This is a genomic window from Intrasporangium zincisolvens (assembly GCF_034724055.1).
GTDB lineage: Bacteria > Actinomycetota > Actinomycetes > Actinomycetales > Dermatophilaceae > Monashia > Monashia zincisolvens.
Map to the genome: position 1 here is coordinate 111,307 of NZ_JAWIIL010000003.1, position 23,864 is coordinate 135,170.

21 protein-coding genes, 1 tRNA gene and 1 riboswitch are annotated in these 23,864 nt (G+C 72.5%); of the genes, 12 read left to right on the forward strand and 10 right to left on the reverse strand.

The window, feature by feature from the left end:
• The first annotated feature begins 25 nt into the window (after positions 1-25).
• Positions 26-2,098 (forward strand): cytochrome c oxidase assembly protein, encoded by a 2,073-nt coding sequence (locus tag RY076_RS09035; RefSeq protein ID WP_323097332.1) that lies wholly within the window; start codon positions 26-28, stop codon positions 2,096-2,098.
• 21 nt (positions 2,099-2,119) lie between these two features.
• Here RY076_RS09035 and RY076_RS09040 read toward each other — a convergent pair whose 3' ends face one another.
• Entirely contained in the window at positions 2,120-2,926 is an 807-nt protein-coding gene (locus tag RY076_RS09040; protein WP_323097333.1) for a MerR family transcriptional regulator, read from the reverse strand.
• A 113-nt stretch (positions 2,927-3,039) separates the two neighbouring features.
• Here RY076_RS09040 and RY076_RS09045 point away from each other — a divergent pair, with 113 nt between their 5' ends.
• The 9 genes from RY076_RS09045 to RY076_RS09085 all read left to right on the forward strand — a co-directional run bounded on the left by RY076_RS09045 (position 3,040) and on the right by RY076_RS09085 (position 11,249).
• Positions 3,040-3,240 (forward strand): DUF6767 domain-containing protein, encoded by a 201-nt coding sequence (locus RY076_RS09045; RefSeq protein WP_323097334.1) that lies wholly within the window; start codon positions 3,040-3,042, stop codon positions 3,238-3,240.
• Between the two features lie 129 nt (positions 3,241-3,369).
• Positions 3,370-4,173, forward strand: a complete 804-nt coding sequence (locus RY076_RS09050) for a carbon-nitrogen family hydrolase (RefSeq protein ID WP_323097335.1) — start codon at positions 3,370-3,372, stop codon at positions 4,171-4,173.
• A gap of 55 nt (positions 4,174-4,228) precedes the next feature.
• Positions 4,229-6,100, forward strand: coding sequence for an NHL domain-containing thioredoxin family protein (locus RY076_RS09055; RefSeq protein ID WP_323097336.1), 1,872 nt, complete (start codon positions 4,229-4,231; stop codon positions 6,098-6,100).
• Between the two features lie 114 nt (positions 6,101-6,214).
• Positions 6,215-7,099: a hypothetical protein gene (locus RY076_RS09060; protein ID WP_323097337.1), complete on the forward strand. Its 885-nt coding sequence runs from the start codon at positions 6,215-6,217 to the stop codon at positions 7,097-7,099.
• A 99-nt stretch (positions 7,100-7,198) separates the two neighbouring features.
• Positions 7,199-7,486: a DUF6458 family protein gene (locus RY076_RS09065; RefSeq protein ID WP_323097338.1), complete on the forward strand. Its 288-nt coding sequence runs from the start codon at positions 7,199-7,201 to the stop codon at positions 7,484-7,486.
• Between the two features lie 164 nt (positions 7,487-7,650).
• Complete coding sequence (locus RY076_RS09070; RefSeq protein ID WP_323097339.1) at positions 7,651-9,090, forward strand: acyltransferase family protein; 1,440 nt, start codon at positions 7,651-7,653, stop codon at positions 9,088-9,090.
• A gap of 50 nt (positions 9,091-9,140) precedes the next feature.
• On the forward strand, positions 9,141-9,527 hold the full coding sequence (locus tag RY076_RS09075; protein ID WP_323097340.1) for a VOC family protein: 387 nt from the start codon (positions 9,141-9,143) through the stop codon (positions 9,525-9,527).
• A gap of 54 nt (positions 9,528-9,581) precedes the next feature.
• Positions 9,582-10,436, forward strand: a complete 855-nt coding sequence (locus RY076_RS09080) for a hypothetical protein (protein ID WP_323097341.1) — start codon at positions 9,582-9,584, stop codon at positions 10,434-10,436.
• A 189-nt stretch (positions 10,437-10,625) separates the two neighbouring features.
• Positions 10,626-11,249 (forward strand): CGNR zinc finger domain-containing protein, encoded by a 624-nt coding sequence (locus RY076_RS09085; RefSeq protein WP_323097342.1) that lies wholly within the window; start codon positions 10,626-10,628, stop codon positions 11,247-11,249.
• A gap of 110 nt (positions 11,250-11,359) precedes the next feature.
• Here RY076_RS09085 and RY076_RS09090 read toward each other — a convergent pair whose 3' ends face one another.
• Together RY076_RS09090 and RY076_RS09095 are read right to left on the reverse strand one after the other, a co-directional pair.
• Positions 11,360-13,222, reverse strand: a complete 1,863-nt coding sequence (locus RY076_RS09090) for an acyl-CoA dehydrogenase (protein WP_323097343.1) — start codon at positions 13,220-13,222, stop codon at positions 11,360-11,362.
• A gap of 199 nt (positions 13,223-13,421) precedes the next feature.
• A complete protein-coding gene (locus tag RY076_RS09095; protein ID WP_323097344.1) occupies positions 13,422-14,162 on the reverse strand; it encodes a TetR/AcrR family transcriptional regulator in 741 nt (246 codons plus the stop codon).
• 70 nt (positions 14,163-14,232) lie between these two features.
• On the opposite strand from RY076_RS09095, the gene RY076_RS09100 reads away from it, so the two are divergent.
• Positions 14,233-16,431 carry an MMPL family transporter gene (locus RY076_RS09100; protein WP_323097345.1) on the forward strand — a complete coding sequence of 733 codons (2,199 nt, stop codon included), beginning with the start codon at positions 14,233-14,235 and terminating at the stop codon, positions 16,429-16,431.
• Between the two features lie 69 nt (positions 16,432-16,500).
• Here the strand turns inward: RY076_RS09100 and RY076_RS09105 are convergent.
• A tRNA-Gly gene (locus RY076_RS09105) sits at positions 16,501-16,574 on the reverse strand.
• 87 nt (positions 16,575-16,661) lie between these two features.
• A complete protein-coding gene (locus RY076_RS09110) occupies positions 16,662-17,159 on the reverse strand; it encodes an FBP domain-containing protein (protein ID WP_323097346.1) in 498 nt (165 codons plus the stop codon).
• A 451-nt stretch (positions 17,160-17,610) separates the two neighbouring features.
• Positions 17,611-17,747, forward strand: a riboswitch (cyclic di-AMP (ydaO/yuaA leader).
• Between the two features lie 3 nt (positions 17,748-17,750).
• Between RY076_RS09110 and RY076_RS09115 the strand changes: the two genes are divergently transcribed.
• Complete coding sequence (locus RY076_RS09115; protein ID WP_323097347.1) at positions 17,751-18,350, forward strand: C40 family peptidase; 600 nt, start codon at positions 17,751-17,753, stop codon at positions 18,348-18,350.
• A 37-nt stretch (positions 18,351-18,387) separates the two neighbouring features.
• On the opposite strand, the gene RY076_RS09120 is transcribed toward RY076_RS09115, so the two are convergent.
• The 5 genes from RY076_RS09120 to RY076_RS09140 all read right to left on the reverse strand — a co-directional run bounded on the left by RY076_RS09120 (position 18,388) and on the right by RY076_RS09140 (position 23,410).
• A complete protein-coding gene (locus RY076_RS09120; RefSeq protein WP_323097348.1) occupies positions 18,388-20,091 on the reverse strand; it encodes a CapA family protein in 1,704 nt (567 codons plus the stop codon).
• A 175-nt stretch (positions 20,092-20,266) separates the two neighbouring features.
• A complete protein-coding gene (locus RY076_RS09125) occupies positions 20,267-21,259 on the reverse strand; it encodes a hypothetical protein (protein ID WP_323097349.1) in 993 nt (330 codons plus the stop codon).
• Entirely contained in the window at positions 21,256-21,888 is a 633-nt protein-coding gene (locus RY076_RS09130; protein ID WP_323097350.1) for a cytochrome b N-terminal domain-containing protein, read from the reverse strand. The genes RY076_RS09125 and RY076_RS09130 overlap by 4 nt, the downstream gene beginning before the upstream one ends.
• Positions 21,885-22,124 (reverse strand): hypothetical protein, encoded by a 240-nt coding sequence (locus tag RY076_RS09135; RefSeq protein WP_323097351.1) that lies wholly within the window; start codon positions 22,122-22,124, stop codon positions 21,885-21,887. Before RY076_RS09135 ends, RY076_RS09130 begins: the two co-directional genes overlap by 4 nt.
• 209 nt (positions 22,125-22,333) lie before the next feature.
• Complete coding sequence (locus RY076_RS09140; RefSeq protein ID WP_323097352.1) at positions 22,334-23,410, reverse strand: peptidoglycan-binding domain-containing protein; 1,077 nt, start codon at positions 23,408-23,410, stop codon at positions 22,334-22,336.
• Positions 23,411-23,864: the final 454 nt, after the last annotated feature.

Sequence of the window (23,864 nt, forward strand, 5' to 3'; positions counted from 1 at the left end):
TGTCCACACTACTTACCCTTGGAACATGCCCACCCCTGTACGAGAGCGCTCGTCGACCGCCCCGGTGGACCGGCTCTCGCGCCCGGCGTGGGCCGTCGCCGCGACCGTCGTCGTCGGCCTCGTCGCCTCCGTCCTCGCGGCCCGCTCGACCGGTGCCGCGGCCCCCCTGCCGGGTGGGCTCGTCGACGCCGGCCCGGGCGTGCGCTGGGCGCTCCCGCTCGTCCGCGTCGTCCACGACGTGGCCGCAGCGCTGACCGTCGGGTGCCTCCTGCTCGCCGCGACGATGGTGCCCGGCCGCACCCGGAAGGCCAGCGCCGCGCCGGACGAGCCGCGCCGGGCCGCTGCGCTGCGCGTCGTCGTGCCGGCCGCCTTCGTGTGGGCCGCGGCGGGGGTCACGGGCGCCGTGCTCGGCCTGGCCGACGCTGCGGGCATGCCGCTGTCCGACCCCGCCTTCGGCGGCCTGCTGCCCGAGCTGTGGACGATCGAGACGCTGCGCGTCGGCGTCATCAGCGCCTGGTGCGCCTTCGTCGTCGCGTCCGTGGCGGCCGTCGCCCGGTCGCGGGCCGTCGCGCTGGCGCTGCTCGTCGTCGCGACGGTCGGCGTGCTCGTGCTCGGCCTCGCCGGGCACGCGGGTGGGTCGGCCGACCACGAGACGGCCGTCAACTCCATCGCCACCCACCTGCTCAGCGCGGCCCTGTGGGTGGGGGGCCTGCTCGCGCTCCTCGTCCTGTGGCGCTCGCTCGGTGATGCCGTCGGCGTCGTGGCGCGGCGCTACTCGAGCGTCGCCCTCTGGTGCTTCGTGGCCCTCGGGGTCTCGGGCGTCATGAACGCCTCGGTCCGGCTGGGCTCGCTCGCCGACCTCACGACGCCCTACGGCGTCCTCCTCGTCGTCAAGACCCTCGCGTTCGTGACCCTCGGCCTCGCCGGCGCCTGGCACCGACGCGTCACCCTCGACCGGCTCGACGCCGACGTCGCGTCCCGAGGTGTCGACGCGTCGGCCGGGATGCCGCGCGGCCGGCTCTTCGTGCGCCTCGCGGTGGGGGAGACGCTCGTCATGGGCCTCGCGTTCGGCGTCGCCACCGCGCTGGCCCGCAGCCAGCCGCCGGTGCCCGAGACCGAGCCGAACCCGAGCCTGACGATGGCCCTGACCGGCTACCCGCCGCCGCCGGCGCCCACGGCACTGTCGTGGGTCACCGCGTGGCGCGTCGAGTGGCTCTTCCTCGCCACGGCGCTGATGGCCGTCGGCCTGTACGTCGCCGGCGTCGTCCGGCTGCGCCGGCGCGGCGACGCGTGGCCGGTGCTGCGCGCCGTGTCATGGGTGGTCGGCTGGGCCCTGTTCGCCTACGCCACCAACGGTGCCCTCGGCATCTACGGCCGGGTCGCCTTCTCGTGGCACATGACGCTGCACATGATCGAGGCGATGGTCGTGCCCATCTTCCTCGTGCTCGGGGCGCCGGTGACGCTCGCGCTGCGGACGCTCCGGCCGCGGCGCGACGGCACGCTGGGCCCGCGCGAGCTCGTCCTCGGGCTCGTCCACTCGCCGGTGCTCAAGGTCGTCGGCAACCCGGTCTTCGCAGCGGCGTTCTTCTTCTTCAGCCTCGTCGTCTTCTACTGGACCGGCCTGTTCGAGCTGGCCCTGACCACCCACACCGGCCACCTGCTCATGACGGCCCACTTCGTCCTGGCCGGCTACCTCTTTGCGTGGGTCCTCATCGGCGTCGACCCGGGCCCGAAGCGCTGGAGCCCGGCGTTCCGGCTCATCGTGCTGTTCGCGACGATCGCGGCGCACGCGTTCTTCGGTGTCGCCATGATCACCGGCACGACGCTGCTCGGCGGCGACTTCTTCACCTCGATCGCGCTGCCGTGGGTGCCCGACCCGCTTGCGGACCAGCGATTCGGCGGCGGCGTCGCGTGGGCCATCGGAGAGCTGCCGAGCCTCGTGCTCGCCCTCGTGGTCGCGGCCCAGTGGTTCCGCTCCGACAAGGCGGAGTCGACGCGTCGGGACCGGCGCGCCGACCGCGACGGCGACGCCGAGCTGGTCGCGTACAACGAGCGCCTCGCCGCCCTCTCACGCCGCGACGAGCGCACCCCGCACTGACCCCGGGCGGCCGTCACGCCGTCAGCGCACCGGCTGCTGCAGCTCGGTCACCCAGCGGTCCTGGTCGTCCATCGGCGCCTCGATGTAGACCTCGCGGCACCTGCCGTAGGTGGTCAGCCCGCGAGAGTCCGCCGCCGTGGCGAGCGCCTGCCACGTGTCGCCGATCGTCGCCATCGACCCGCGGTGGATGACGGTCAGGGCCCGGTCGCACCCCGGCAGCTCGGAGACCTCCGCCCCCTCGACCTCGACCGCCTCGCGGCTCGTCGTGTAGCCGACGCCCCACGTCGTCCCCTCGGCGTCCCCGGAGTACCACGCGAACGACGGCAGCCCCGTGGGGACGCCGGCCGCCGTCAGCCCGCGCGTCAGCCGGTCGAAGGCCGGGCCGACCTGCCCGCCCAGCTCGCTCACGTCGGCGACCCGGCCCGTGATCTGCGCCAGCCGCAGGGGCGGCAGTGCCTTCTCCACGAACTCCAGCTCCGACATGGTGCCCTCCTTCTCGATCGTCCGGAGCCGCGCCTCGATCGCGGCCAGACGAGCCCGGTCGGACTCCATCTGGACCTCGATCTGCGCCCGCCGCAGGGTGAGCATGCCGCGCAGCTCCTCCGGCCCCACCTGCGCGTCGAGCACCGGACCCACCTGGGCCAGCGTGAGGCCGAGGTCCTTGAGTGCGACTAGCCGGTTGAGCCGCGGCAGCTGGGCGGCCGCGTACCAGCGGTAGCCGGTCGCCGGGTCGACGTGCTCGGGCTGCAGGAGCCCGAGGGCGTCGTAGTGGTGCAGCATGCGCACCGTGACTCCGGCGAGCCTGGCGAACTCTCCGATGTTCAACATGACACCCATGGTCTAGGCCCTGACACCGTGTGAGGGTCAACTCTGCGGCACTGGAGGCGACGATTTCCCGTTCTACTACTACGTCACGTAGTATGTGTGGCGGAGGAGGAGCGATGGCCCAGCGAATTCCGACCCCCAGGTGCCCCGTCCGGGTCGGCGAACCCTGCACCCTGTGCTTCCCCGGAGCCAGTGGCCCGCAGGACTGCGGTCTCGTCTACCTCGTCCAGAGCGACCCGGAGCTGCGTGACGAGCTCGCGGCACACCGCCGTGCGCACCACCAGCGAGTCCCGGGTCAGCGGCCGGCCACGACCTGAGGCGAACCCCTGCGCCTCGGGCGGGACCACCGGTCGGCGGCGGTCGTGGTGTTCCCCTGCGCCACGGCCGCCGTCTTGCGCGCCGTCCCTCACGGGCGTCGCCCGGCCCCGGCGTGTGAGAGTTGGACCATGAAGGTCGCCCTCATCCAGCTCGCCTACGGCGACGACGAGTCCGTCGCCGACCGTACCGCCCGCGTCACGCGTCTCGTCCGTGAGCAGGAGGGTCACGACTTCGTGGTGCTGCCCGAGCTGTGGCCGGCCGGCGGGTTCGACTACCGCCGCTGGGGCGAGCGTGCCGAGGCGGTCGACGGACCGGTCGCCACGGCCCTCGCCGAGGCCGCCCGCGACGCCGGGGTGACGTTGCATGGCGGGTCGATCGTCGAGCGCGGCGAGCCCGCGGCCGAGGGCGACCACGGCGTCTGGAACACGAGCCTCGTCTTCTCCCCACAGGGCCAGCTCGTCGCGACGTACCGCAAGATCCACCGGTTCGGCTTCGGCGACGGCGAGCCCCGGCTCATGGACGCCGGCGAGGAGGTCGTCGTCGTGGCCGTTCCCGTCGCCGGCGGCGACACCGTGCCGGTGGGCCTGTCCACGTGCTACGACCTGCGCTTCCCCGAGCTGTACCGCCACCTCGTCGACGCCGGTGCGCTCGCCCTCGTCGTGCCGGCCGCCTGGCCCATGCGACGCGTCGAGCACTGGACGCTGCTCGGCCGCGCCCGCGCCGTCGAGGATCAGTGCGTCGTGCTCCAGTGCAACACCGCCGGGACGCACGCGGGGCACGAGATGGGCGGCCACTCGCAGGCGGTCGACGCCACCGGACGCGTCCTCGCCGAGGCTGGCGAGGGCGAGGAGGTGCTCAGCGTCGAGGTCGACGTCGACGCCGTACGGCAGTGGCGCGAGGACTTCCCGGTCCTGGCCGACCGCCGCCTCTGACCCGGCCCGCGGACCGCTCGGAAATGCCCCGGTCGGCGGACGTATTGTCGCTGGGGTGAGCACCGCCCCCACCTCCTCCGCAGCACCCCGGGCCCGCGTCAAGGTCCGGGCACCCGAGCTCGTCGGCCGCGGCTGGCTCAACACCGGCGGCCGCAGCCTCTCGCTCGCCGACCTGCGCGGCCGTGTCGTCGTCCTCGACTTCTGGACCTTCTGCTGCGTCAACTGCCTCCACGTCCTCGACGAGCTGCGGCCCGTCGAGGAGCAGTACCCGGACGCCCTGACGATCGTCGGCGTGCACTCGCCGAAGTTCGAGCACGAGGCCGACCCGGACGCCCTCGCGGCAGCCGTCGAGCGGTACGCCGTGCACCACCCGGTGCTCGACGACCCCGAGCTGACGACGTGGAACGCCTACACGGCCCGCGCGTGGCCGACGCTCGTGGTCATCGACCCCGAGGGCTTCGTCGTCGCCTCGATGTCGGGAGAGGGGCACGGCCCGGGCCTCGCCGCGCTCGTCGGCGAGCTCGTCGAGGAGCACCGGGCCAAGGGCACGCTCCAGCCCGGTGACGACCCGTACGTCGCCCCGCCCGCGCCCGACACCGCGCTGCGCTTCCCCGGCAAGGCGCTCGCCCTGCCCGACGGGTCGTTCGTCGTGTCCGACACCGCGAACCACGCCGTCGTGCACCTCGAGGCCGACCTCGAGACCGAGCGGGCCCGCTGGGGTGGCCCTGGCGTGTTCACCGAGCCGCAGGGTGTCCTGTTAGCCACCCCCGAGGTGGCCGAGCGGCTCGGCGTCGACATCCTCGTCGCCGACTCGGTCGGCCACGCGCTCAAGGGGATTCGCGTGTCCGACGGCTCGGTCACGACGCTCGCAGGCACCGGCGCGCAGCTGCGTGAGCGCAGCGGCGGCGGCCCCGCCCTCGAGCAGGCCCTGTCGACGCCGTGGGACCTCGCCTGGCTCGACGGGCGGGTCGTCATCGCCATGGCGGGCACGCACCAGCTGTGGGCGTGGACGCCGGGCGAGACCGTCGAGAGCGGCGTCGTCGAGGTCGTCGGTGGCACGTCGAACGAAGGGCTCGTCGACGGTCGCGCCCCGGAGGCCTGGTTCGCCCAGCCGTCCGGTCTCGCGACCTCCGTCGACGGCACTCGCGTCTGGGTCGCCGACTCCGAGACCTCAGCGCTGCGTTCGTTGACCCGAGCGGTCGACGGCTCGCTCACCGTCGAGACCCACGTCGGCACCGGCCTGTTCGACTTCGGGCACCGCGACGGCGACGCCGCAGATGCCCTGCTGCAGCACCCGCTCGGCGTCACCGAGCTGCCCGACGGCTCGGTCGCCGTCAGCGACACGTACAACGGCGCGCTCCGGCGCTTCGACCCGGCCACGGGCCAGGTGTCGACGCTCGCCCAGGGCCTCGCCGAGCCGAGCGACGCGGTCGTCGAGACCGACGCCGACACGGGCGAGACGCGTCTGGTCGTCGTGGAGTCGGCCGCGCACCGCCTCGTCCGCGTCCCGCTGCCGGCCGAGGCCCAGCGCGTCGACGGCCCGGCCCACCGCACCCAGCGGCCGCCGACGGCACTGCCGGCCGGTGAGGTGCGCCTCGAGGTGACCTTCGTGCCGCCCGCCGGGCAGAAGCTCGACCACCGGTGGGGCGATCCCACGCGTCTCGACGTGTCGGCGACGCCCGACGCGCTGCTCGTAGAGGGGGCCGGCCGCGCCCAGGGCCTGACCCGCACGCTCGTGCTCCGCGACGGCATCGGATCGGGCACCCTGCACGTGTCGGTCCAGGCCGCCGCGTGCGACGGTGACCCGGTCACCGGCGAGGTGCCCGAGCACGCCGCCTGCCACCTCTTCCAGCAGGACTGGGGCATTCCGGTGGTGCTCGACCCTGAGGCACCTGCAAGACTGCAGCTGGACCTCCGGGGGGCGTAGCCGGGCCGAGCAGGCGCGGCCGACGGGGTCGACCGCGGGCCGAGTCCATGGCGCGGTCACGACACACCTTCTACCCGGCGACCGGTGAGTTGCCCTATGACACAAGGCGGTTCCGTGCCCACATCCTCCTCCGGCGGCTTCTTCCGCTCGCTCGTCGCGACGCTGCTCGGGCTGCTCGCCGTCGTCCTGCTGCCCGTCGGCCTCGTCGCCTTCTGGGCCTCGACGACGCTGACCGACACCGACGCCTTCGCCCAGGAGCTCGGCCCGGTCGTCACCCAGCCGAAGGTGCAGGACGCCCTCGCCGACTCGGTGACGACCGGCGTCCTCGGTGCCATCGACCTGCGTCCGGCCGCGGAGACCGCCCTCGAGCCGATCATCCGTACCGAGGCGACGAAGATCGTCGCGAGCCAGGCCGTCGAACGCGCGTGGACGGCGTCGGTGCGCAGCGCCCACGAGCAGTTCGTCTCCGCCATGCAGGGGCGGGGCAACACGACGGTGGGCTCCGACGGGCGTGTCTCGCTCGTGCTGCAGGTGCCGCTGCCCGGCGTCACCGAGGCCCTGCAGCAGGCCGGTGTCCCGAACATCGCGGCGGCGCTCAAGCCGACCGTGCGCGTCCCGCTCGTCGACGCGTCGCAGATGTCGACGGTCCAGCGCGTCTACCGCGCCACCTCGGCGTGGGGCATGTGGGGGCCGGTCGCCGTCGCAGTGCTCGGCCTGCTCGCCGTCCTCGTGGCGGTGCGGCACGCCCGGGCGCTCGGATGGCTCGCCGTCGGCTGGGGTGTCGTGTCGGTGCTCGGCATCGTCGCGCTCATGATGGCCCGCGGGCCCGTGGTGGACCGCGTCGGGTCGCCCGTGGCCCGCACCGTCGCCGATGCGGCCTACGGGGTCGCGGCCCGGGGGCTCTACGTCGAGCTGGCCGTGGCCCTCGGCGTCAGTGTCGTGCTGCTCGTGGTCGCCGGCGTGGCCGGGCACATCGGCCGCGCACGTTCGGCGTACTGACGCGTTCCGAGCCCCGCCGACGCGTCCGGGGCCCTGCCCCGCTGGGTATGGGATGGCGAGAGGCGCGTCAGGAGGGCACGCCCCGAACAAGGAGAGCACATGGGTATCGGACTCGGGATCTTCCTTCTCGTGGTCGGTGCGATCTTCTACTTCACCAACCTCGACTCCAGCGTCCTCAACCTCAGCAGCGGGACGGGCAACACGATCGGGATCATCCTCATGGTCGCGGGAGCCCTCGCGATCATCCTCGGGCTCGTCATGAACGCCCAGCGCACCCGCACGCAGCACACCGTCGTCCAGGAGCGGCGCGGTGGTCCGGACGTCGTCGAGCGTCGCGACGGAGACGTCGTCGAGCGCCGGGTCGAACACCGCGACGACGCCTACTGAGCGAGGGCTGACCGCACCAGACCACCCACGGACGCCGACGCCGCCCCCCCGGCGCCGGGTCCACGAAGCCGGACCCCCCCTCCCACGTCCGGCACGTCACGCGACCGGCGACCTGAGCACCAGAACCCATCCCCTCAGGTCGCCGGTCGTGCTGTCATGAGGGGGTGACGACGACCTCGCCGCGGCCCTCGCGCGCCCCGCGCCCGCGCACCAGCGGTTCACGCCCGCCGCGTCCCACCGCCGCCGAGATCGACGCCGCGACGCCGTCCGGCCGCGACCGCTGGGCCGACACGCTGCGCGCCGGCTCGCTCGTCGTCGTCATGCTCGGGCACTGGCTGATGGTCGACATCACGGCCGACGGCCACATCTCCAACGCGCTCGTCGCAGTGCCGGCGCTCCAGCCGCTCACCTGGGTGCTCCAGGTCATGCCGCTGTTCTTCCTCGTCGGAGGCGTGGCCCACGCGCACGCCCTCGAGTCGCTCGACCGGCGGTGGCCGACGCCGCGGGGCCGGTACGCCGCGTTCGTGCGTTCCCGCGCGACGCGCCTGCTGCGTCCGACGGCCGCGTTCCTCGCCGTCTGGGTCGCCGCCGGGGTCGTGGCCCACCTGTCGGGCGTGACGTCCGGCTCCTCCGACCGCGCCCGCCTCGCACGCGACGCGCTCGTCCTCGTGCCGCAGCTGTTGTGGTTCGTCGGCATCTACCTCGGGGCCTGCGCGTTCGCGCCGCTGATGCGGCGGCTGCACCTGCGCTTCGGGGCGTGGGTCGTCCTCGCCCTCGTCGCGGCCGCCTGCGTCGTCGACGCCGTGCGGTTCGGTGGTGGGCCCGGCCTCGTCGGCAACCTGAACTTCCTGCTCGTGTGGTTGGCCCTGCACCAGCTCGGGTTCCTCTGGCGCGACGGGCAGCTCACGCCGCGCGTCGGAGCGGTGATGGCTGTCGGCGGCTACGCGGCAATGGGGCTGCTCGTGCGGTTCGGGCCTTATCCGGTGTCGATGGTGGGCCTGCCTGGGGAGACCGTGTCGAACATGGCGCCGCCGACCGTGGCACTCCTGGCGCAGGGCATCGGCATCTGCGGCCTCGCGGCGGCCCTCCGGCCGGTCGCCACGCGCGTGCTGTCGCGGCCCCGCGTGTGGAAGGGCGTCGTCGTCGCCAGTCCCTTCGCCATGACGGCGTTCCTCTGGCACCTCACCGCCCTCATGGTGACCCTGCTCGCGCTCCGCGCCGTCGGCATCACGCAGCCGGCGGTCGCGTCGGTGTGGTGGTGGCTCACGCGTCCGGTGCTGTTCGTCGTGCTGGCTGCCGCCACGGCCGTGCTCGTCGCCGCCTTCGTGCGCTTCGACCGAGGTCCCCGGTCGGCCGGCGAGGCCGTCGCGGCTGACGCGGAGACGCGTCGGTGCCCCGACCCCCTCGCCGCCGTCGCCGCGCTCGTCATCTTCTTCGGCATCCTCATGGTGTCGATCGTCGGCGTCGACGTCCTCGGCAACCGGCCCGTCTTCTTCCTCGTCGGCGACGTCACACCTGCCATCGCGTTCGCGGTGCTCCTCTGCGGCACAGGTCTCCTCGCCGCCACGAGGCCCGTGGGTGGTGCGCGCCGCCGTCTGCCGTGACACGATCGCCGGGACAACCACCGCCCGACCGGAGGACGACCCTGATGCGGATGAAGCTCGAGCTGGTCCCGGTGCCGGTGTCTGACGTCGACCGCGCCATCGCGTTCTACGTCGACGCGCTGGGCTTCACCAAGGACGTCGACGTCCAGCCCGCCGAGGGCGTCCGGGTCGTCCAGGTGACGCCGGAGGGCTCCGCGTGTTCGATCGGCTTCGGCACCGGACTCGACGTGTACCGGGCCGAGCCCGGCAGCGTGCGCGGTCTGCACCTCGTGGTCGAGGACGTCGACGCCGCCCGCGCCGAGCTGGTCGCGCGAGGCGTCGAGGTCGGCGAGGTCCACGACTTCGGCGGGGGCGTCAGGGGCGCGAGCTTCTCCGACCCGGACGGCAACACCGTCGAGCTGCAGGAGATGGCCTGGCGCAGGGGCGACACCTTCTGACGGGCCGGCCAAACGGGAGGCGGCTGGCGAGCCCGTGCTGGCACAGTGGCGCCCATGGACGGAGCGGACCTCCCGATGAGCGCGCTGGCGGCGGCGATGCGCGGGCTGCTGCCGCCCGGCTCGGGTCTCAGGGGCGTCGGTGAGGCCGACGCCACGGTCGTCGACGTGCTGGCCCGAGACGACGACGTGCTCGTGCGCTTCCGTTGGATGGCGTACCCGCACGACCTCGCCTACGCCCTGCACCGCGACAGCGCCTACGCGCCGTTCGAGACTGCCGAGGACTGGGCGGGCCAGGCGACGGTCGAGCTCGAGGAGGAGCTTGGCACCGGCGTCGTGGCGCGGGCCCTTCGCGACCAGTGCGACGGCTTCATCGAGCTGACGTCGCCCGACGTGCCGAGCGACCGACGCTTCACCGTTGACTCCGTGCGGCCGGGCGACGACCTCGGCTGGAAGGCGGTCCGGTACGTCCGGCGGGACGGGCTCGATCCCTCGGTGGCCACGTCGCGACGGCGCGACGGCACGCTGCTCTCGTGGCATCGGGCAAGCGTCGACGACGCGGTCAGGTCGCCGTACGTGGGCCAGTGCGTCGTCGTCGGTCTCGACGCCGAGACGGCCCTGCTCGAGCAGTGCGTCGCGACGCCGGGGACCCCGGGATCGGTGGTGCTCGACCTCTGCCGGCTCGCCGCCCACTCCGCCTCGTGGCACGGGGCCCGGAGCGTCGTGACCGACCTCGAGCACCCGGCCCTCGAGATCCTGGGCTTCGAGCACCAGGGCGGTCGCCGCGTGCTCGACACCCGGTTCCTGTCGGTCGACCACGCGGCGGCGGCCCGGCTCGTCGCCTCCGAGCCGGACTGGCGGCCACCCCGAGCCCGTCGTCGATGGGGACGCCCGCACATCATGTCCTCATGACCCCGACTGACGGGTGCGGGTTCGCGTCAGGAGTGCGGCCTTCCGCCAAGGGCGCGTCGTGCAACGCCCGCTCGTGCGGGGAGCGCGCACCTCTGGAGTCGGGGCGCACCTGACCGGAAAGTCACCATTAACCGGTCGTTACCGTGAGACCGGTTGGCGCACCGGGCCCCGACGCGTCACACTGCCGTCGTGTTCAAGTACGTCGTCGACGACCGGGAGATGCCGACGCAGGTCGCCGGCCACCCGGCCCTCGAGCTGTGCAACACCAGCGCCGGCTGGGACCTGCCGACCGCCCGCCGAGGTGAGTACCTCACGTCGTACGACGACCTCGCCGTGTGGGCCCGCGAGGCCGGGCTGGTCGACGAGGTGGCCACGGTGCGCCTGCGCCGGGCTGCGGCCGCGCACCCGAGCCGCGCGCGGGCCATCCTGCGCGAGGTGCACCGGCTGCGCACCGACGTCCACGACCTCGTCCTGGGCGGCGCCGGCCCTGCGGCCCTCGGGCGCGTGGGCAGCCTTGCGGCAGAAGCGCGTCAGTCCCAGGCGCTCGAGCGGACCGCCGGCGTCACGCGCTGGGTGTTCACCCGCGACGCGGGGCTGCACGAACCGCTGTACGCGGCAGCGCTGAGCGCCGCCGACCTGCTCACCTCGGGGGCGACCGTTACCGTTTCGGCGTGCCCCGGAGACGCCTGTGGGTGGGTCTTCCTCAACCCGACCGGTCGGCGTCGCTGGTGCATCATGGCCGTCTGCGGCAACCGGGCCAAGGCCCGCGCGTACGCCGAGCGCCACGCGTCGGCGACGCCCGCCACCCCCTGACGACCGAAAGAGTGCTTCGTTCCACCGCGGAATCGACAGAGCAGCTCGTTCGTGTCGGACGAGCTGCTCTGTCGATCGGGCCGGGCGCGGGAGGCGCTTCTCCGTGAAGGTCAGAAGGCGGACTCGGGAACGTCCATGAGGTCGTTGTCGATCGACTCGGCGATGGTGCGCTCGGCGGCGATCTTCGGCAGGACGTTCTTGGCGTAGAACGACGCCGCGGCGACCTTGCCCGTGTAGAAGTCGGCCTCCTTGCCGGAGGCGCCGGCGTCGAGAGCCTTCTGCGCGACCTCGGCCTGGCGCAGCAGCAGCCAGCCGACGACGAGGTCTCCGGCCGAGAGCAGCAGGCGGCTCGTGTTCTGGCCGACCTTGTAGAGGTTGGACACCTCGCCGCCCATGCGCGGGTCGCTCTTCATGAGGGTGTCGATCATGTGGCCGAGGATGCCCTGGACGTCTTCGAGGGCCCGGCCGAGCAGCTCGCGCTCGGTGTCGAGCGAGCCGCCGAGGTCCTTGGCGAACTCCTGGATCTGGCCGGCGACGTGCTGCAGGGCCTGGCCCTTGTCGCGGACGATCTTGCGGAAGAAGAAGTCGAGGCCCTGGATCGCCGTCGTGCCCTCGTAGAGGGTGTCGATCTTGGCGTCGCGGACGTACTGCTCGATCGGGTAGTCCTGCAGGAAGCCGGAGCCGCCCAGCGTCTGCAGCGACTCCGTGCCGAGCAGCACCCAGGCGCGCTCGGAGCCGAGGCCCTTGACGATCGGCAGGAGCAGGTCGCTGACGCGGTTGGCGAGGTCGGCCTCCGAGCCCTTCTCGACCGCTGCGGCCGGGTTGCCCGCCTGGGCCTGGTTGACCGTGTCCTGCTGGCTCGCCGTGTAGAGGACGAGCGCGCGCAGGCCCTCGGCGTAGGCCTTCTGGAGCATGAGCGAGCGACGCACATCGGGGTGGTGGGTGATGGTGACGCGCGGGGCCGACTTGTCGGTCATCTGCGTCAGGTCGGCGCCCTGGACGCGCTCCTTGGCGTACTCGAGCGCGTTGAGGTAGCCGGTCGACAGCGTGGCGATCGCCTTGGTGCCGACGAACATCCGCGCGTTCTCGATGACCTTGAACATCTGCGCGATGCCGTCGTGGACGTCGCCGAGCAGGGTGCCGACCGCCGGCTCGTTCTCGCCGAAGGTCACCTCGCACGTCGTGCTGACCTTGAGGCCCATCTTGTGCTCGACGTTGGTGACGTAGGCGCCGTTGCGCTCGCCGAGCTCGCCGGTCTCGAGGTCGACGTGGAACTTCGGGACGATGAAGAGCGACAGGCCCTTGGTGCCCGGGCCGGCGCCCTGGGGGCGGGCGAGCACGAAGTGCACGACGTTGTCGACGAGGTCGCTCTCGGCGCTCGTGATGAAGCGCTTGACGCCCTCGATGTGCCACGTGCCGTCGGGCTGCTGGATCGCCTTGGTGCGGCCGGCGCCGACGTCGGAGCCGGCGTCGGGCTCGGTGAGGACCATCGTCGTGTGCCAGGCCTGCTCGACGATGTGCTTGGCCATCTTCTTCTGGTCGTCGGTGCCGAGGTGCCAGAGCAGGTTCGCGAAGGAGTAGCTGGCCGTGTACATGTGGACGGCCGGGTTGGCGCCGCAGACCATCTCGGCCACCGACCAGCGCAGCGACGCCGGCACGACCATGCCGCCGAGCTCGGCCGGCACGTCGAGGTTGCCCCAGTCGCCGTCGACGTACGCGCGGAAGCTCTTGCGGAACGAGTCCGGCATCGTGACGCTCTTGGTGGCCGGGTCGTAGACCGGCGGGTTGCGGTCGGAGTCGAGGAGGCTGTCGGCCAGCTCGTGCTCGGCGAGGCGCGAGACCTCGCGCAGGATGTCCTTGGCGGCGTCGACGTCGAGGTCGCCGTAGATGCCCTGACCGAGGATGTCGCCCCGGCCGAAGACCTCGAAGAGGTTGAACTCGAGGTCGCGCACGTTGCTCTTGTAGTGGCCCATGGGGTCCTCCACCGTTCTGTCGCTGGGACCGTCGGTCGGTCGCGGGAGTCTGTGGACGGTCGCTCGGTCGCCACGCGCACTGCAGCGGGCGCACCAAGTTACTGGCCGGTCACATCCATGATGCTACCGACCGGTAATCAACGCAAGAGGGACCTTCGACACGTCGGGTCGAAGGTCTGGCGTCGTGGTGCGCGCCGGACTAGGGGGCGCCGGCCTCATCGCGGTCGGCGAGGCCGAGCATGACGAGCAGCTCGGCCAGGCGACCCTCGAAGAGCTCCTCGGCGTCGTCGATGGCCCACCGGAGATGGCCGAACACCTCGGTGGCCACGGCCCCGTAGAGGCTCTGCCAGCAGTACACGTAGAGCATGGCCGCGGTGATGTCGATGGGCAGGCCCACGCCCTTGACGAACTCGTCCAGCTGTGCGCGGACCCGCTTGGGGATCGGGCGGTTCCACCGCATCCCGTGCCCCTCGCGGTCGATCTCGGCGAAGACCTCGAGCCACACGAGGGCGAAGCCCTGGCCGCCGTCGGCGGAGCCGTGCTTGTCGTCGTGGTCGACGACGACGCCGGGGATCGGGGCACCGAAGAGGAGCGAGAACTCGGGAACGTGCGACAGGGCCCAGTGGCGGAACGCACGGGCCGTGTGGCACAGCCGCTCGGCGGCGCTCGCACCCGTCCGCTCGTCGCGGGCGGCGTAGAGGTGGGCGCCGAGCTCGCCGTAGAGGTCGACGCAGACCCGTCCGAGGAGGGTCTCGCGCGAGTCGAAGTAGCGGTAGATCGCCGGGGCCGTCATGCCGACCCGCTCTGCGACGGCGCGGACGGTGACCGCTTCGACGCCGCCCTCGACGAGCAGCTCGCGCGCGGCGTGGCTCAGCTCGGCCTGGGTCGCGGCGAAGAGTCGCTCGCGGCGGGTGGATTCGGTCTTGACGGCGTCCGGCACAGGAGAACTATAGTTGATCGCGCTAGTTAACGTTGTTCACCAACACGAGCAAGAGTCATCGGAGAGAACCATGTTCCAAACCTTGGGTCGCGTCGTCACCGACGGCCGACGCGTCGTCGTCGCCCTCGCCGTGCTCGTCGCCGTCGCCGCCGGCGCGTACGGCCTCGGTGTCTTCGGCTCCCTGACCAACGGTGGCTTCGACGACCCGAACAGCGAGAGCGGCCGAGCCGCGACGCTGCTGGAGTCGCGCGTCGCCCGCACCTCACCCGACCTCGTCGTCCTCGTCGACAGCCCGCAGCGCACCGTCGCCGACCCTGCCTACCGATCCGCCGTCGAGTCCGCGCTGGCCGCGCTCCCGGCGTCCGACGTCGTGGCCACCCACACGTACTGGAGCACCCGCAGCGACGCGTTCGTCGCGCCCGGCGGCCGCACGACCTACGCGGCCGTGACGTTGCGCGACCCGCAGGTCCTCACGGGGGACGCCGCGGCCGTCGACACGCTGCGCGCCCGACTCGCCGACGCCGGCTACGGCGTCCGGCTCGGCGGCCCGGCCGCCGCCAACCTCGACATCTCCGACCGCGTCGCCGCCGACATCGGCCGGGCCGAGTCGCTGTCGATGCCGATCCTGCTCGTGCTGCTCGTCGTCATCTTCGGCAGCGTCGTGGCCGCCTCGCTGCCGCTGCTCGTCGGCGGCCTGTCTATCGTCGGTGCCTTCGCGGCGATCCGTGCCGTCACCTCGTTCACCGACGTCAGCATCTTCGCCATCAACCTCGTGACGATCCTCGGTCTCGGACTCGCCATCGACTACGGCCTGCTCATGGTCGGGCGCTTCCGCGAGGAGCTCGCCGCGGGTCACGACCGCTTCGCCGCCACCCGTCGCACCGTGGCCACTGCCGGGCGGACCGTCGCGGTGTCGGCCGCCACCGTCGCCGTGGCGCTGTCCGGCCTGCTGCTGTTCCCGCAGACCTTCCTGCGCTCCATGGGGATCGGCGGGATCGCGGCGGTGCTCATCGCCGCGGTGGCGGCCGTGGTCGTCCTGCCCGCCGTCCTCGCGATGCTCGGCAGCCGCGTCGACCGGTGGTCGCTGCGCCGGTCGCACCGGGTCGAGCGCGGCACCGGGTTCTGGTCGCGCCTCGCCGAGCTCGTCATGCGGCGCCCGGTCGTCTTCCTCGCGTCGGGCCTCGCGGTCCTGGCCGTGCTGGCCGCGCCCTTCCTCGGGGTGCGCTTCGGCGGCGTCGACGAGCGGGTGCTGCCGGCCGAGGCCGAGACGCGCGTGGTGAGCCAGGTCCTCGCGCGGGACTTCGGCGTCACGACGACCGACCCGGTGGTCGTCGCCGCGACGCTCGACGCGCCCGTCGCGTCCGCCGAGGGGCAGGCTGCCCTCGGCCGGTACCTGGCCGACCTGCGCCGCCTCGACGGCGTCACCGGAGCGCAGGTCGTCGGCGCCGACGGTGACCTCGCGGCCGTGTCGGTCACGTACCGCGGGGAGTCGCTCGACCAGCAGGCCAAGGACGTCGTGGCCGGTATCCGCGGGCTGCACAGCGACGGCGTCCGGCAGGCTCTTGTCACCGGCCCGACGGCCCAGCTCATCGACCGGCTCGACTCCATCGGCGCCACCCTGCCGCTCATGGGTCTCGTCGTGGCCGGCGCGACGTTCCTGCTGCTCTTCCTCGCCTTCGGCTCGCTGCTCATGCCGCTCAAGGCGATCCTGCTCAACCTCGCCACGCTCGCGGCCACCCTCGGCGTCGTCACGTGGGTCTTCCAGGAGGGCCACCTGTCCTCGTGGCTCGGCTTCGAGTCCACCGGGTTCGTCGAGGCCACCCAGCCGATCCTCGTCATGACGCTCGTCTTCGGCCTGTCGATGGACTACGAGGTGTTCCTCCTGTCGCGGATCCGCGAGCAGTACGACCGCACCGGCGACAACCGGGCCGCCGTCGCGACCGGCATGCAGCGCACCGGCCGGATCATCACGTCCGCGGCCCTGCTCATCCTCGTCGTCATCGGCTTCTTCTCGGCATCGTCGATCACCTTCATCAAGCTCATCGGCGTCGCGATGATCGTCGCGATCGTCCTCGACGCGCTCCTCGTGCGCATGGTCGTCGTGCCGGCGACGATGCGGTTGCTCGGCGATGCGAACTGGTGGCTGCCCGGCCCCCTGGCACGCGTCTACGCCCGGTTCGGCATCCGCGAGGAGGGCGGCACGCCAAGCGAGCCGGGCGCGTCGGGGTCCGAGTCGACGCCGCGCCCCGACCCCGTTCCGGTGGGCTGAGCCGACCCACCGCGCGAGCGGCCGCAGACGCACGAAGGGCCCGGTCACGAGACCGGGCCCTTCGTCTACTGGAGCAGGCGGCACGAATTGCACGTGCGTCTTCCTTCTGGAAGAAGGCTGTTCTGCTACTGAACTACACCTGCGAGGGCGTCGGCCCACCGTAGCGGACGTCCGCCCCGACCGTCCAACCCGCCACGCCCCGACGTGCGGATGCCGGGCGGGCTGGGAGGTCAGCCGTGCCGGACGCGCCGCGCGAAGGCCGCGGACCGCGTCCGCAGCTCCTCGACGCGCCGGTCGACGAGGGCGTGCGGGTCGAGGCCGCCCTCGAGGGCGTTGGGCAGGCGCCGCACGTGGGTGGAGCAGCTGAAGTCGGCGTGCACGAGCGTGCCGAGACTGTTGCCGTCACGGCCGGCGGCGCCAGCGCGGCGGGCGACGAACAGTGACACGTCGCTCGTGGCGAAGACGTCCTCGCACCACGCGCACATGGCGCTGCGGCCGCCCTTCTTGTCGCTCGCGCGGAGCACGAAGCCGATCGGTTCGTCGTCGACGGGGACGACGACGTAGGCCCGCTGCGGGTTGCTGCGGTCGGTCCAACCCAGGTAGTCGAGGGCGTCCCAGTGGTCGATGGTCAATGACTCGAAACGGTTCGGCAGCGGAGCCTGCTTCGCCTCCCGGCGCGAGCAGTTCACGAGCGATGCGCGGATCTCGTTCTCGGACAGTGGTTTCACGGTGGTTCCTTCATCGTGCGCGTGCGGGCACGACCGGATGACCCGGCCGGCCGGGTGGATGGGGGAGAGGTTCAGCGGTGGAACCGGTCCGCTGAGCAGGCCATGCGGCCACCCACCTCTCCGCGGGGGTCTCCCGCTCACGACGACACGACAACACGACGGCCCCGCATCCGCGTTGCGAGGCGTCGTCCATGGTGCGACGGATGCCTGCGTCGGGTCCACCGGGTTTCCCGCTGTGGCGTTTCCCGCACGGAGGCCGACTCGCCGTAAAGGCGACGAATCGGGCTGTCGTTCTGTCGACTTCGCACCGAATTGGGCTGGCAACTGTTGACCAAGGTGGGGACCTGCCATTCTCCCGGCTCCGAGTGTCTGTCACCGTCGACTGGAGTTCATCGCCCGGGGTCTTCCCCGGGCGGCCCGCCGGGCGCCGAATCCTGTCCGCCGGTGGGGCAGTCGGGCAAGACCGCGGACAGGAACGGGGGACCCACTTCCGGGCCGCACAGCCGGCCCTTGGGGTGAAGCCGCAGCAGCGGCCGGGCATCTTCCGTCCGAACCCGACAGCTCACCTCGTAGGCGTGGAAGGGATCCCCCATGTCCACCACCCCTGCACGTCGCATCTCCCTGTCCTCGCTCGCCCTCACGCCCCTGCTCGCCGGCGCCCTCCTCGTCGGCACGGGCGGGGCGCCACCGGCCTCCACGACGGCCCCGCCCTCCGCGGCCGGGGCTGCCACGACACCGGCCACCGGAGCCGCGCCCGGAACGGGCGCCACCGGTCGGTCCGCCACCGCGGTGCGCACCGTCTCGGTCGCCTACCTCACCCCGACCGCGGTCTCCATCGCCCGTGGCCAGAGCGCGGTGCGGATCGCCGCCGCCCAGCGCGGCAAGCCCTACCGGTGGGGCGGCGCCGGGCCACGGTCGTTCGACTGCTCCGGGCTCGTCTACTACGTGTACAAGAAGCGGTTGCACGTGCAGCTGCCGCGCACGGCGAACGCCCAGCGGCTCAAGACGATTCGCATCGCCAAGTCCAGCGTCCGGCCGGGAGATCTCATCTTCTTCATGTCCCACGGCCGGGCCTACCACGTCGGCATCTACGCCGGACACGGCAAGATCTGGCACTCGCCGCGGCCGGGTCAGCGTGTCAAGCTCCAGAAGATCTGGACGTCGCAGTGGCGGGCAGGCCGCATCCGCTGATGACCGCTCGTCGGTCGACATCCCCCTCACCGACGCGTCAGCGACGGTAGTCGACCGACGAGTACTTCAGGACGCGCTGGAGCACGTACCGGCCATCGCCCTGCGGGTCCAGGAGCGCCGGGCGCGCCTGGCGGATCATCACCGTGGGGCGCATCCGGACGTTGACGAGCGTGGTGCCTCGGAACGAGAGGTCGAGGATGATGCCCTCCTGCGTCTCCTGCCACCAGCCCTGGCCGAACAGGTAGTTGCCGGGGCTGGACAGGACGACGCCGACGCCGCCGGCCGCACGCCTGCCGAGCAGCAGTGGCCCGGCGACGTGGGTGCCGGAGCCGATGACGTGGTCGCAGCCGGCCTGGGCGAACCAACGAACCTGCTTCTGCTGCAGGGGCCAGAGGTCGTCGTGGTACTCGGCGCCGCCCCACCACTGCGGGTTGCACACGACGAGGTGGGCACCCCCGGCCCTCGCGCGCTTGACGCCCTCGACGATGTTCGCCCGGGTGATCCAGGGGACTCCGGGCGTGGTGCGGTCGGCGCGGGCGACGCCGGCGACGTCGTTGACGGCGACGAACCCCACGCGGAGGCCGGCGACGTCGACGAAGGCCGGGCGCAGCGCCTCGTCGAGGTCCATCCCGAGCCCGGTGCGGGGGATGTGGTACTGGTCCATGAGCCGGAGCGTCGAGCGAATGCCGCGAACTCCCTTGTCGCTCATGTGGTTCGCAGCGAGGTACACGACATCGAGGCCGAGCGTGTCGCGCCAGCGGGGGAGGACCGCCTCGGGCACGCTGAAGACGGTCGTCGTCCCGAGCTGCGGCGTGTAGTCGCGGTCGGCGACGATCGGGCACTCGTGGTCGGCGATCGCGACGTCGGACTGGCGCACCACCCGTGGTGTCGCGCCCCGGTTGCCGGTGTCGACGGGCTGCACAGTCCGGTAAGGCCGCTCGTAGGGCGGGTCGACGACGGCCGGACGCGCGTACCGCGCGGTGCCGCCCTCGAAGACCCAGTCCCAGCCGCGGCCGCGGGCGACGGCCTGCGTCGCGGCCCCGCGGTCGGAGCACAGGCTGCCGAGGTTGGTCATCGTCCAGACCGTCGAGGCGTCATAGGCCGTCCAGCGCGGGTCGAGCGCGCCCGACGCCGAGGAGGCGCCGGTCGTCGCGGAGCCCGAGACGGGGTAGCGCAGCGCGCGGGCAGCCTTGTCGCCGAAGAGGTCCGGGCCGAACATCCCGTACGGCCCGGGGCCTGCGATCGAGAGCACCTTCGTCGCTGGTTCGACGAGCCCGGGTGGCAGCAGGGCGACGCGTCCGGGGGCGGCACGCACGACGTCGACGATCCGGGCGGCGTCGGTGCACGGGCCGCGCGGGCTCATCACCGGGCGCGACACGGTGACCCCGCACGGCACGACGAGCGAGCCGCGAGCGGCGAGCGAGCGCAGCTCGTCGAGCGTCACGGTCGCCTTGAGGTTCTGCAGGCCGGTGACGACCGCGAGCGGGAACGACGCGGGAACGCCGCCGGGGCCCGTCGTGACCGGAGGCTCTGGCGCGGAGGGCAGCCCGGGGCCCGTCGTGGGCGTCAGCGGCGTCCTGCCCGTAGCCGCTGGGCGCGTCGGAGCGGACGGCGTTGCGGCCCCACTCTCAGGCGGGACGCTGCCCGGGGCGGGTCGGCCGGACGGGGTCTGGCCGGAGCAGGCCGCGAGGGCCGCCACGAACGCGACGGCCGCGGTGCGGAGCGCCCCTGCCCTTCCCACGAGCCCAGCGTAGGCGCGGACCCGGGCGACCCCGGTGACAACACGCGCTGCCGTAGGCGGCCGTCACCGGGGCGGCAGCGGTCAAGGCGCCCGAGCAGCGGCTCGGGCGCCCCTCTCCGCCTGGGCCGCCGACCGGACGGCCACCGGGTCCAGGTGGTCCAGGCGAGCTTCTCGGCTAGGGCCGCGGCGCGCCGCCGCCACGTCGCCCGCGCCCGTACCAGTCGCGCCAGATGACCCGGTGCAGCGGCACGAGCCGTGGGATGTCACGCAGCCCGGGGATGAACGGCAGGAGCACGAGCAGCAGCGAGAGCACCATCATCAGGCCCCAGACCAGCGCGTCGGCGTTGTCGGACGTGCTGAACGGGGGCACCTGGTACCAGAAGGTGTAGAGCCACAGCCACGGTTGGCCGGGGTAGTTGCCGGTCTCGTTCATCATCCCCCACTGGTCGCCGCCGAGGCTGCGCGCTCGCGCCTGGTCCTCGAGGTAGGTGCCGTCGGCGAGCAGCAGCAGCCGGCGCGTCGGGTCGTTGCCGTAGAAGGAGCCGTTGCTCACCATCTGCTCGAGGCCACCGGCCGCGGCGACCTTCGCGTAGGCGGTCGCGAGCGTCGGCACCGGTCCGTAACTCCCGGCCGCCACCTGGGCCGGGTCGCCGTTCGGGGCGGCGCCGAGGGCGGTGGCGTAGGCGCTCGCCCAGGCGGCGCGCTGCTCGTCGCCGGCCGTCCGCCAGCGACGGAGGGCCAGGCTGAGGGCTGGATCGCCCGTGACCGACTGGAGCGGCGTGATGACGAAGTCCTGTGCGGCGTCGATCGGGTAGGTGACGCCCGCCAGCTTCTGCAGCGGCAGCCCGAGCAGCGTCTGTCCGTCGGACGCGGTGTTGTACGGCGGTCCGTAGCCCGCCGTGGTGCTGTCACCGGACAGCTCGGCAGCGGCGGTCGCGACGATGTCGTTCGGCGCGCTCCGGGCCCAGTCCTGCAGGCTGATCGCCCGCTCGTCGGGAGACCCGAAGGCGATCGCGAGCGCGATCGTCAGGACGATGACGCCGACCAGCGCGAGGACGAACTCCTTGACGAGGTCGTAGCGGCGCGTCGGGAACGAGTGTGCGTCGGGCGTGCGGCGTCGGCCTCGGGGGGCCGCCCCGGTGGGTGGACGCGTCCTGGTCGTGGTCATGGTGCCGACACCTCCTCCGTGGACGGCTCGTCGAGCTCCTCGCCGAGCGGGGGTACGACGCCGTGTCGACGTACGAGGACGACGTGGACGACGGCGATGGCGCCGACGGTGAGCGGCAGGAGCGTCACGTGGAACAGGAGCATCTGTCCGCTGTCGAGGACGTTGAAGAAGGCCCCGACGCCGACGGAGTTGAGCCCGTCCTTGGCCTGGGTGCTGATCCACTGGCTGTCGAAGTTGCCCTGCACGAGGTAGCCGGTGAACGCCGTGCCGATCGAGACGAGGAAGGCGACGACGCCGGTGATCCATGTCAGCGCGCGACCGCCGCGCCAGGCGGCCATCCAGAACTTGCCCCACAGGTGGATGACCATGAAGAAGAAGAGCAGCTCGACCGACCACAGGTGCAGGCTGTTGACGAAGTGGCCCGTGGACGAGGTGTGCCACCAGTCGACCCCACCGAGGGCGAGGAGGCAGCCGGTGGCGACGACGACGAACAGCGAGGCCAGGGTCAGCACGCCGAAGACGTAGATCCACGACGACACGTAGGCCGGCTGCCGGTCGGGCAGGGCCTGACCGGGTGGCACGGTGTGCTCGATGCGCGTGCGGAGGCGCGCGGTCCAGGTGTCGCTCATGGCCGGCCCTCCGTTCGGCCCTCCGGTTCGACGAGCGGGTCGATCCCAGACTCGACTCCCGGCTCGGCTCCCGGCCCGCGGTCGGGCTCCGGGCGTGGTCTGGGGAACGGGATGACGATGGCCGCCACGAAGACGACGACCATCAGTCCGATGATGATGGCGTTGGTGAGGGAGACGTGGACGACGCCCCAGTCGAGGTAGGTCCCGGCCCCGCTGTCCGATGCGAGCACATGCATGGCGCGCCTCCTTGGTAGAGGAGCAGTGGAGGTGTCCTCCCCGGCACGCGCTGCGTCGTTCTGACCTTCCGATCATCCACTACTACGCCATGTAGCAGTGGATGATCGGAGAAATGTCACAGGCCACTGCCCGGAGGAGCGGTCAGGGTCCTCACCCGCTCGGGACGAGGCGCGCGCCGGTTTCCTCCGTCCGGCGTCAACCGGAACCGTCAGGGTGGCGTCGAGCCGTGCGACGACGGTGTCGAGGTCACCGTCGCGGTGACCGTCGTGGTCTGGGTGACGGTCGGGGTCTGAGCCGCCTTGGTGAGAGCCTTCTCGAACGCGGCGACGGTCGCCGCGTCCACCGCGCCGGTCGCGGGGACGTCGAGCTCGGTCTGGAACGTCTTCAGGGACTCAGTGAGTGCCGGGGACCACTGCCCGTCCACCGGGCCGTCCCAGTAGCCGGCGAGCGCCAGTGTCTGCTGGAGCGCCGCCGTCGAGGCCACCTCCGCCTGCGCCGCCACCCCTCCCTTGGCCGCCAGATCGGTCTGGAGGGCCGCCTCGGTCGCCTTGTCCACCGCTCCGGTCACCGGCAGGCCGTGCGCCTTCTGGAGAGCCTCGACGGAAGCCACGGTCGACGGGCCGTAGACCCCATCGCTCGCGCCGCTGAAGTAGCCCGCCTTCGCGAGGTCCTCCTGCAATGCACTCGTGTAGTCGTGCACCGCCTTCGCGGCCTTCTCCTGCTGGTCGTCGGTCAAGCAGCCCGCCTCCGAGAAGAGCTGCAGCCACGCCATCTCGAGGGCCACCGCCGCACTGTTGAACTGCATCGACGCCTGCTTCAAGGGGGTGGCGTCGGAGATGCCCGCCTGCGCCGTCTCGAGGTCGGTCTGCGCCTGCTGGACTCGCGCAACCGTCTCGCTGGACGCGGCTGCGGTCGCCGACGTGGTGGCGGGAGGCGTCGCCGCGGGTGCAGTCGCGGTGCCCCCGGTCGCCGAGGCCTGAGCCGCGACGAGGTCGGCCTGCGCGGCTGCCAGCTCCTGCTCGGCGTGCGCCACGGCCCGGTGCGCTGCGACGGCGGCCTCACCTGCGGACGTGGCCTCCTGCCCGGGCCGTTTCAGGTCGCCTCCCCCGGTCTTGACGTCCCCGACCGTCACCGCCGTCTGGTTGAGGATGTCGCCGTAGCGGTCCAGGGTCGTGATGTAGCTCGCGCTCGCCGAGCAGAACGCCGTGCTCGCCTTGGCGGCTTCGGCGTTCGCCTCGTCGAGGGCCTTCTGGGCCGAGTCCACCTTCGCCTGTGCGGCGCTCACGACCGTCTCGCCCCCGCTGCTGCTGCAGCCGACGAGCACGCAGGCAGCCGCCGCGATCACGACGGCCCGGGCGCTCTTCTGTCGGACACGGCCGTTCAGGGCGTGCGCAGTCGCCTGACGATTCCTCGAGTACGCCGGCGCCATGACGATCCTCCCGATCGACGACAACTGCCCACCATCGGAACGTACTGAGGGCTCGGGGCGGACGCTTCACTCCTTGCGGGCGATTCCGCCCGCCGGTGGAGGGGCGAGATCGCGCCACCTAGCCCGGACCGGCGGCCGGAAAGGGGTCGTGCAACGACGAAGCCGCAGGTCGGGAGAGGTGTCCTGACCTGCGGCTTCGGTGCTGGAGCGAGCGACGGGAATCGAACCCGCGTATCCAGCTTGGGAAGTCCGCCGACCATGCGGACACGTGCTTTCTGCGTGCTTGGACCGGCGACCGCTGACGACCGTG

What these genes read in the sequence shown, in the direction of transcription:
- RY076_RS09035 (WP_323097332.1), top strand. Translation starts at nt 26, where the DNA reads ATGCCCACCCCTGTACGAGAGCGCTCGTCGACCGCCCCGGTGGACCGG.
- RY076_RS09040 (WP_323097333.1), bottom strand. Translation starts at nt 2,926, where the DNA reads ATGTTGAACATCGGAGAGTTCGCCAGGCTCGCCGGAGTCACGGTGCGC.
- RY076_RS09045 (WP_323097334.1), top strand. Translation starts at nt 3,040, where the DNA reads ATGGCCCAGCGAATTCCGACCCCCAGGTGCCCCGTCCGGGTCGGCGAA.
- RY076_RS09050 (WP_323097335.1), top strand. Translation starts at nt 3,370, where the DNA reads ATGAAGGTCGCCCTCATCCAGCTCGCCTACGGCGACGACGAGTCCGTC.
- RY076_RS09065 (WP_323097338.1), top strand. Translation starts at nt 7,199, where the DNA reads ATGGGTATCGGACTCGGGATCTTCCTTCTCGTGGTCGGTGCGATCTTC.
- RY076_RS09075 (WP_323097340.1), top strand. Translation starts at nt 9,141, where the DNA reads ATGAAGCTCGAGCTGGTCCCGGTGCCGGTGTCTGACGTCGACCGCGCC.
- RY076_RS09080 (WP_323097341.1), top strand. Translation starts at nt 9,582, where the DNA reads ATGGACGGAGCGGACCTCCCGATGAGCGCGCTGGCGGCGGCGATGCGC.
- RY076_RS09090 (WP_323097343.1), bottom strand. Translation starts at nt 13,222, where the DNA reads ATGGGCCACTACAAGAGCAACGTGCGCGACCTCGAGTTCAACCTCTTC.
- RY076_RS09100 (WP_323097345.1), top strand. Translation starts at nt 14,233, where the DNA reads ATGTTCCAAACCTTGGGTCGCGTCGTCACCGACGGCCGACGCGTCGTC.
- RY076_RS09115 (WP_323097347.1), top strand. Translation starts at nt 17,751, where the DNA reads ATGTCCACCACCCCTGCACGTCGCATCTCCCTGTCCTCGCTCGCCCTC.
- RY076_RS09125 (WP_323097349.1), bottom strand. Translation starts at nt 21,259, where the DNA reads ATGACCACGACCAGGACGCGTCCACCCACCGGGGCGGCCCCCCGAGGC.
- RY076_RS09130 (WP_323097350.1), bottom strand. Translation starts at nt 21,888, where the DNA reads ATGAGCGACACCTGGACCGCGCGCCTCCGCACGCGCATCGAGCACACC.
- RY076_RS09135 (WP_323097351.1), bottom strand. Translation starts at nt 22,124, where the DNA reads ATGCATGTGCTCGCATCGGACAGCGGGGCCGGGACCTACCTCGACTGG.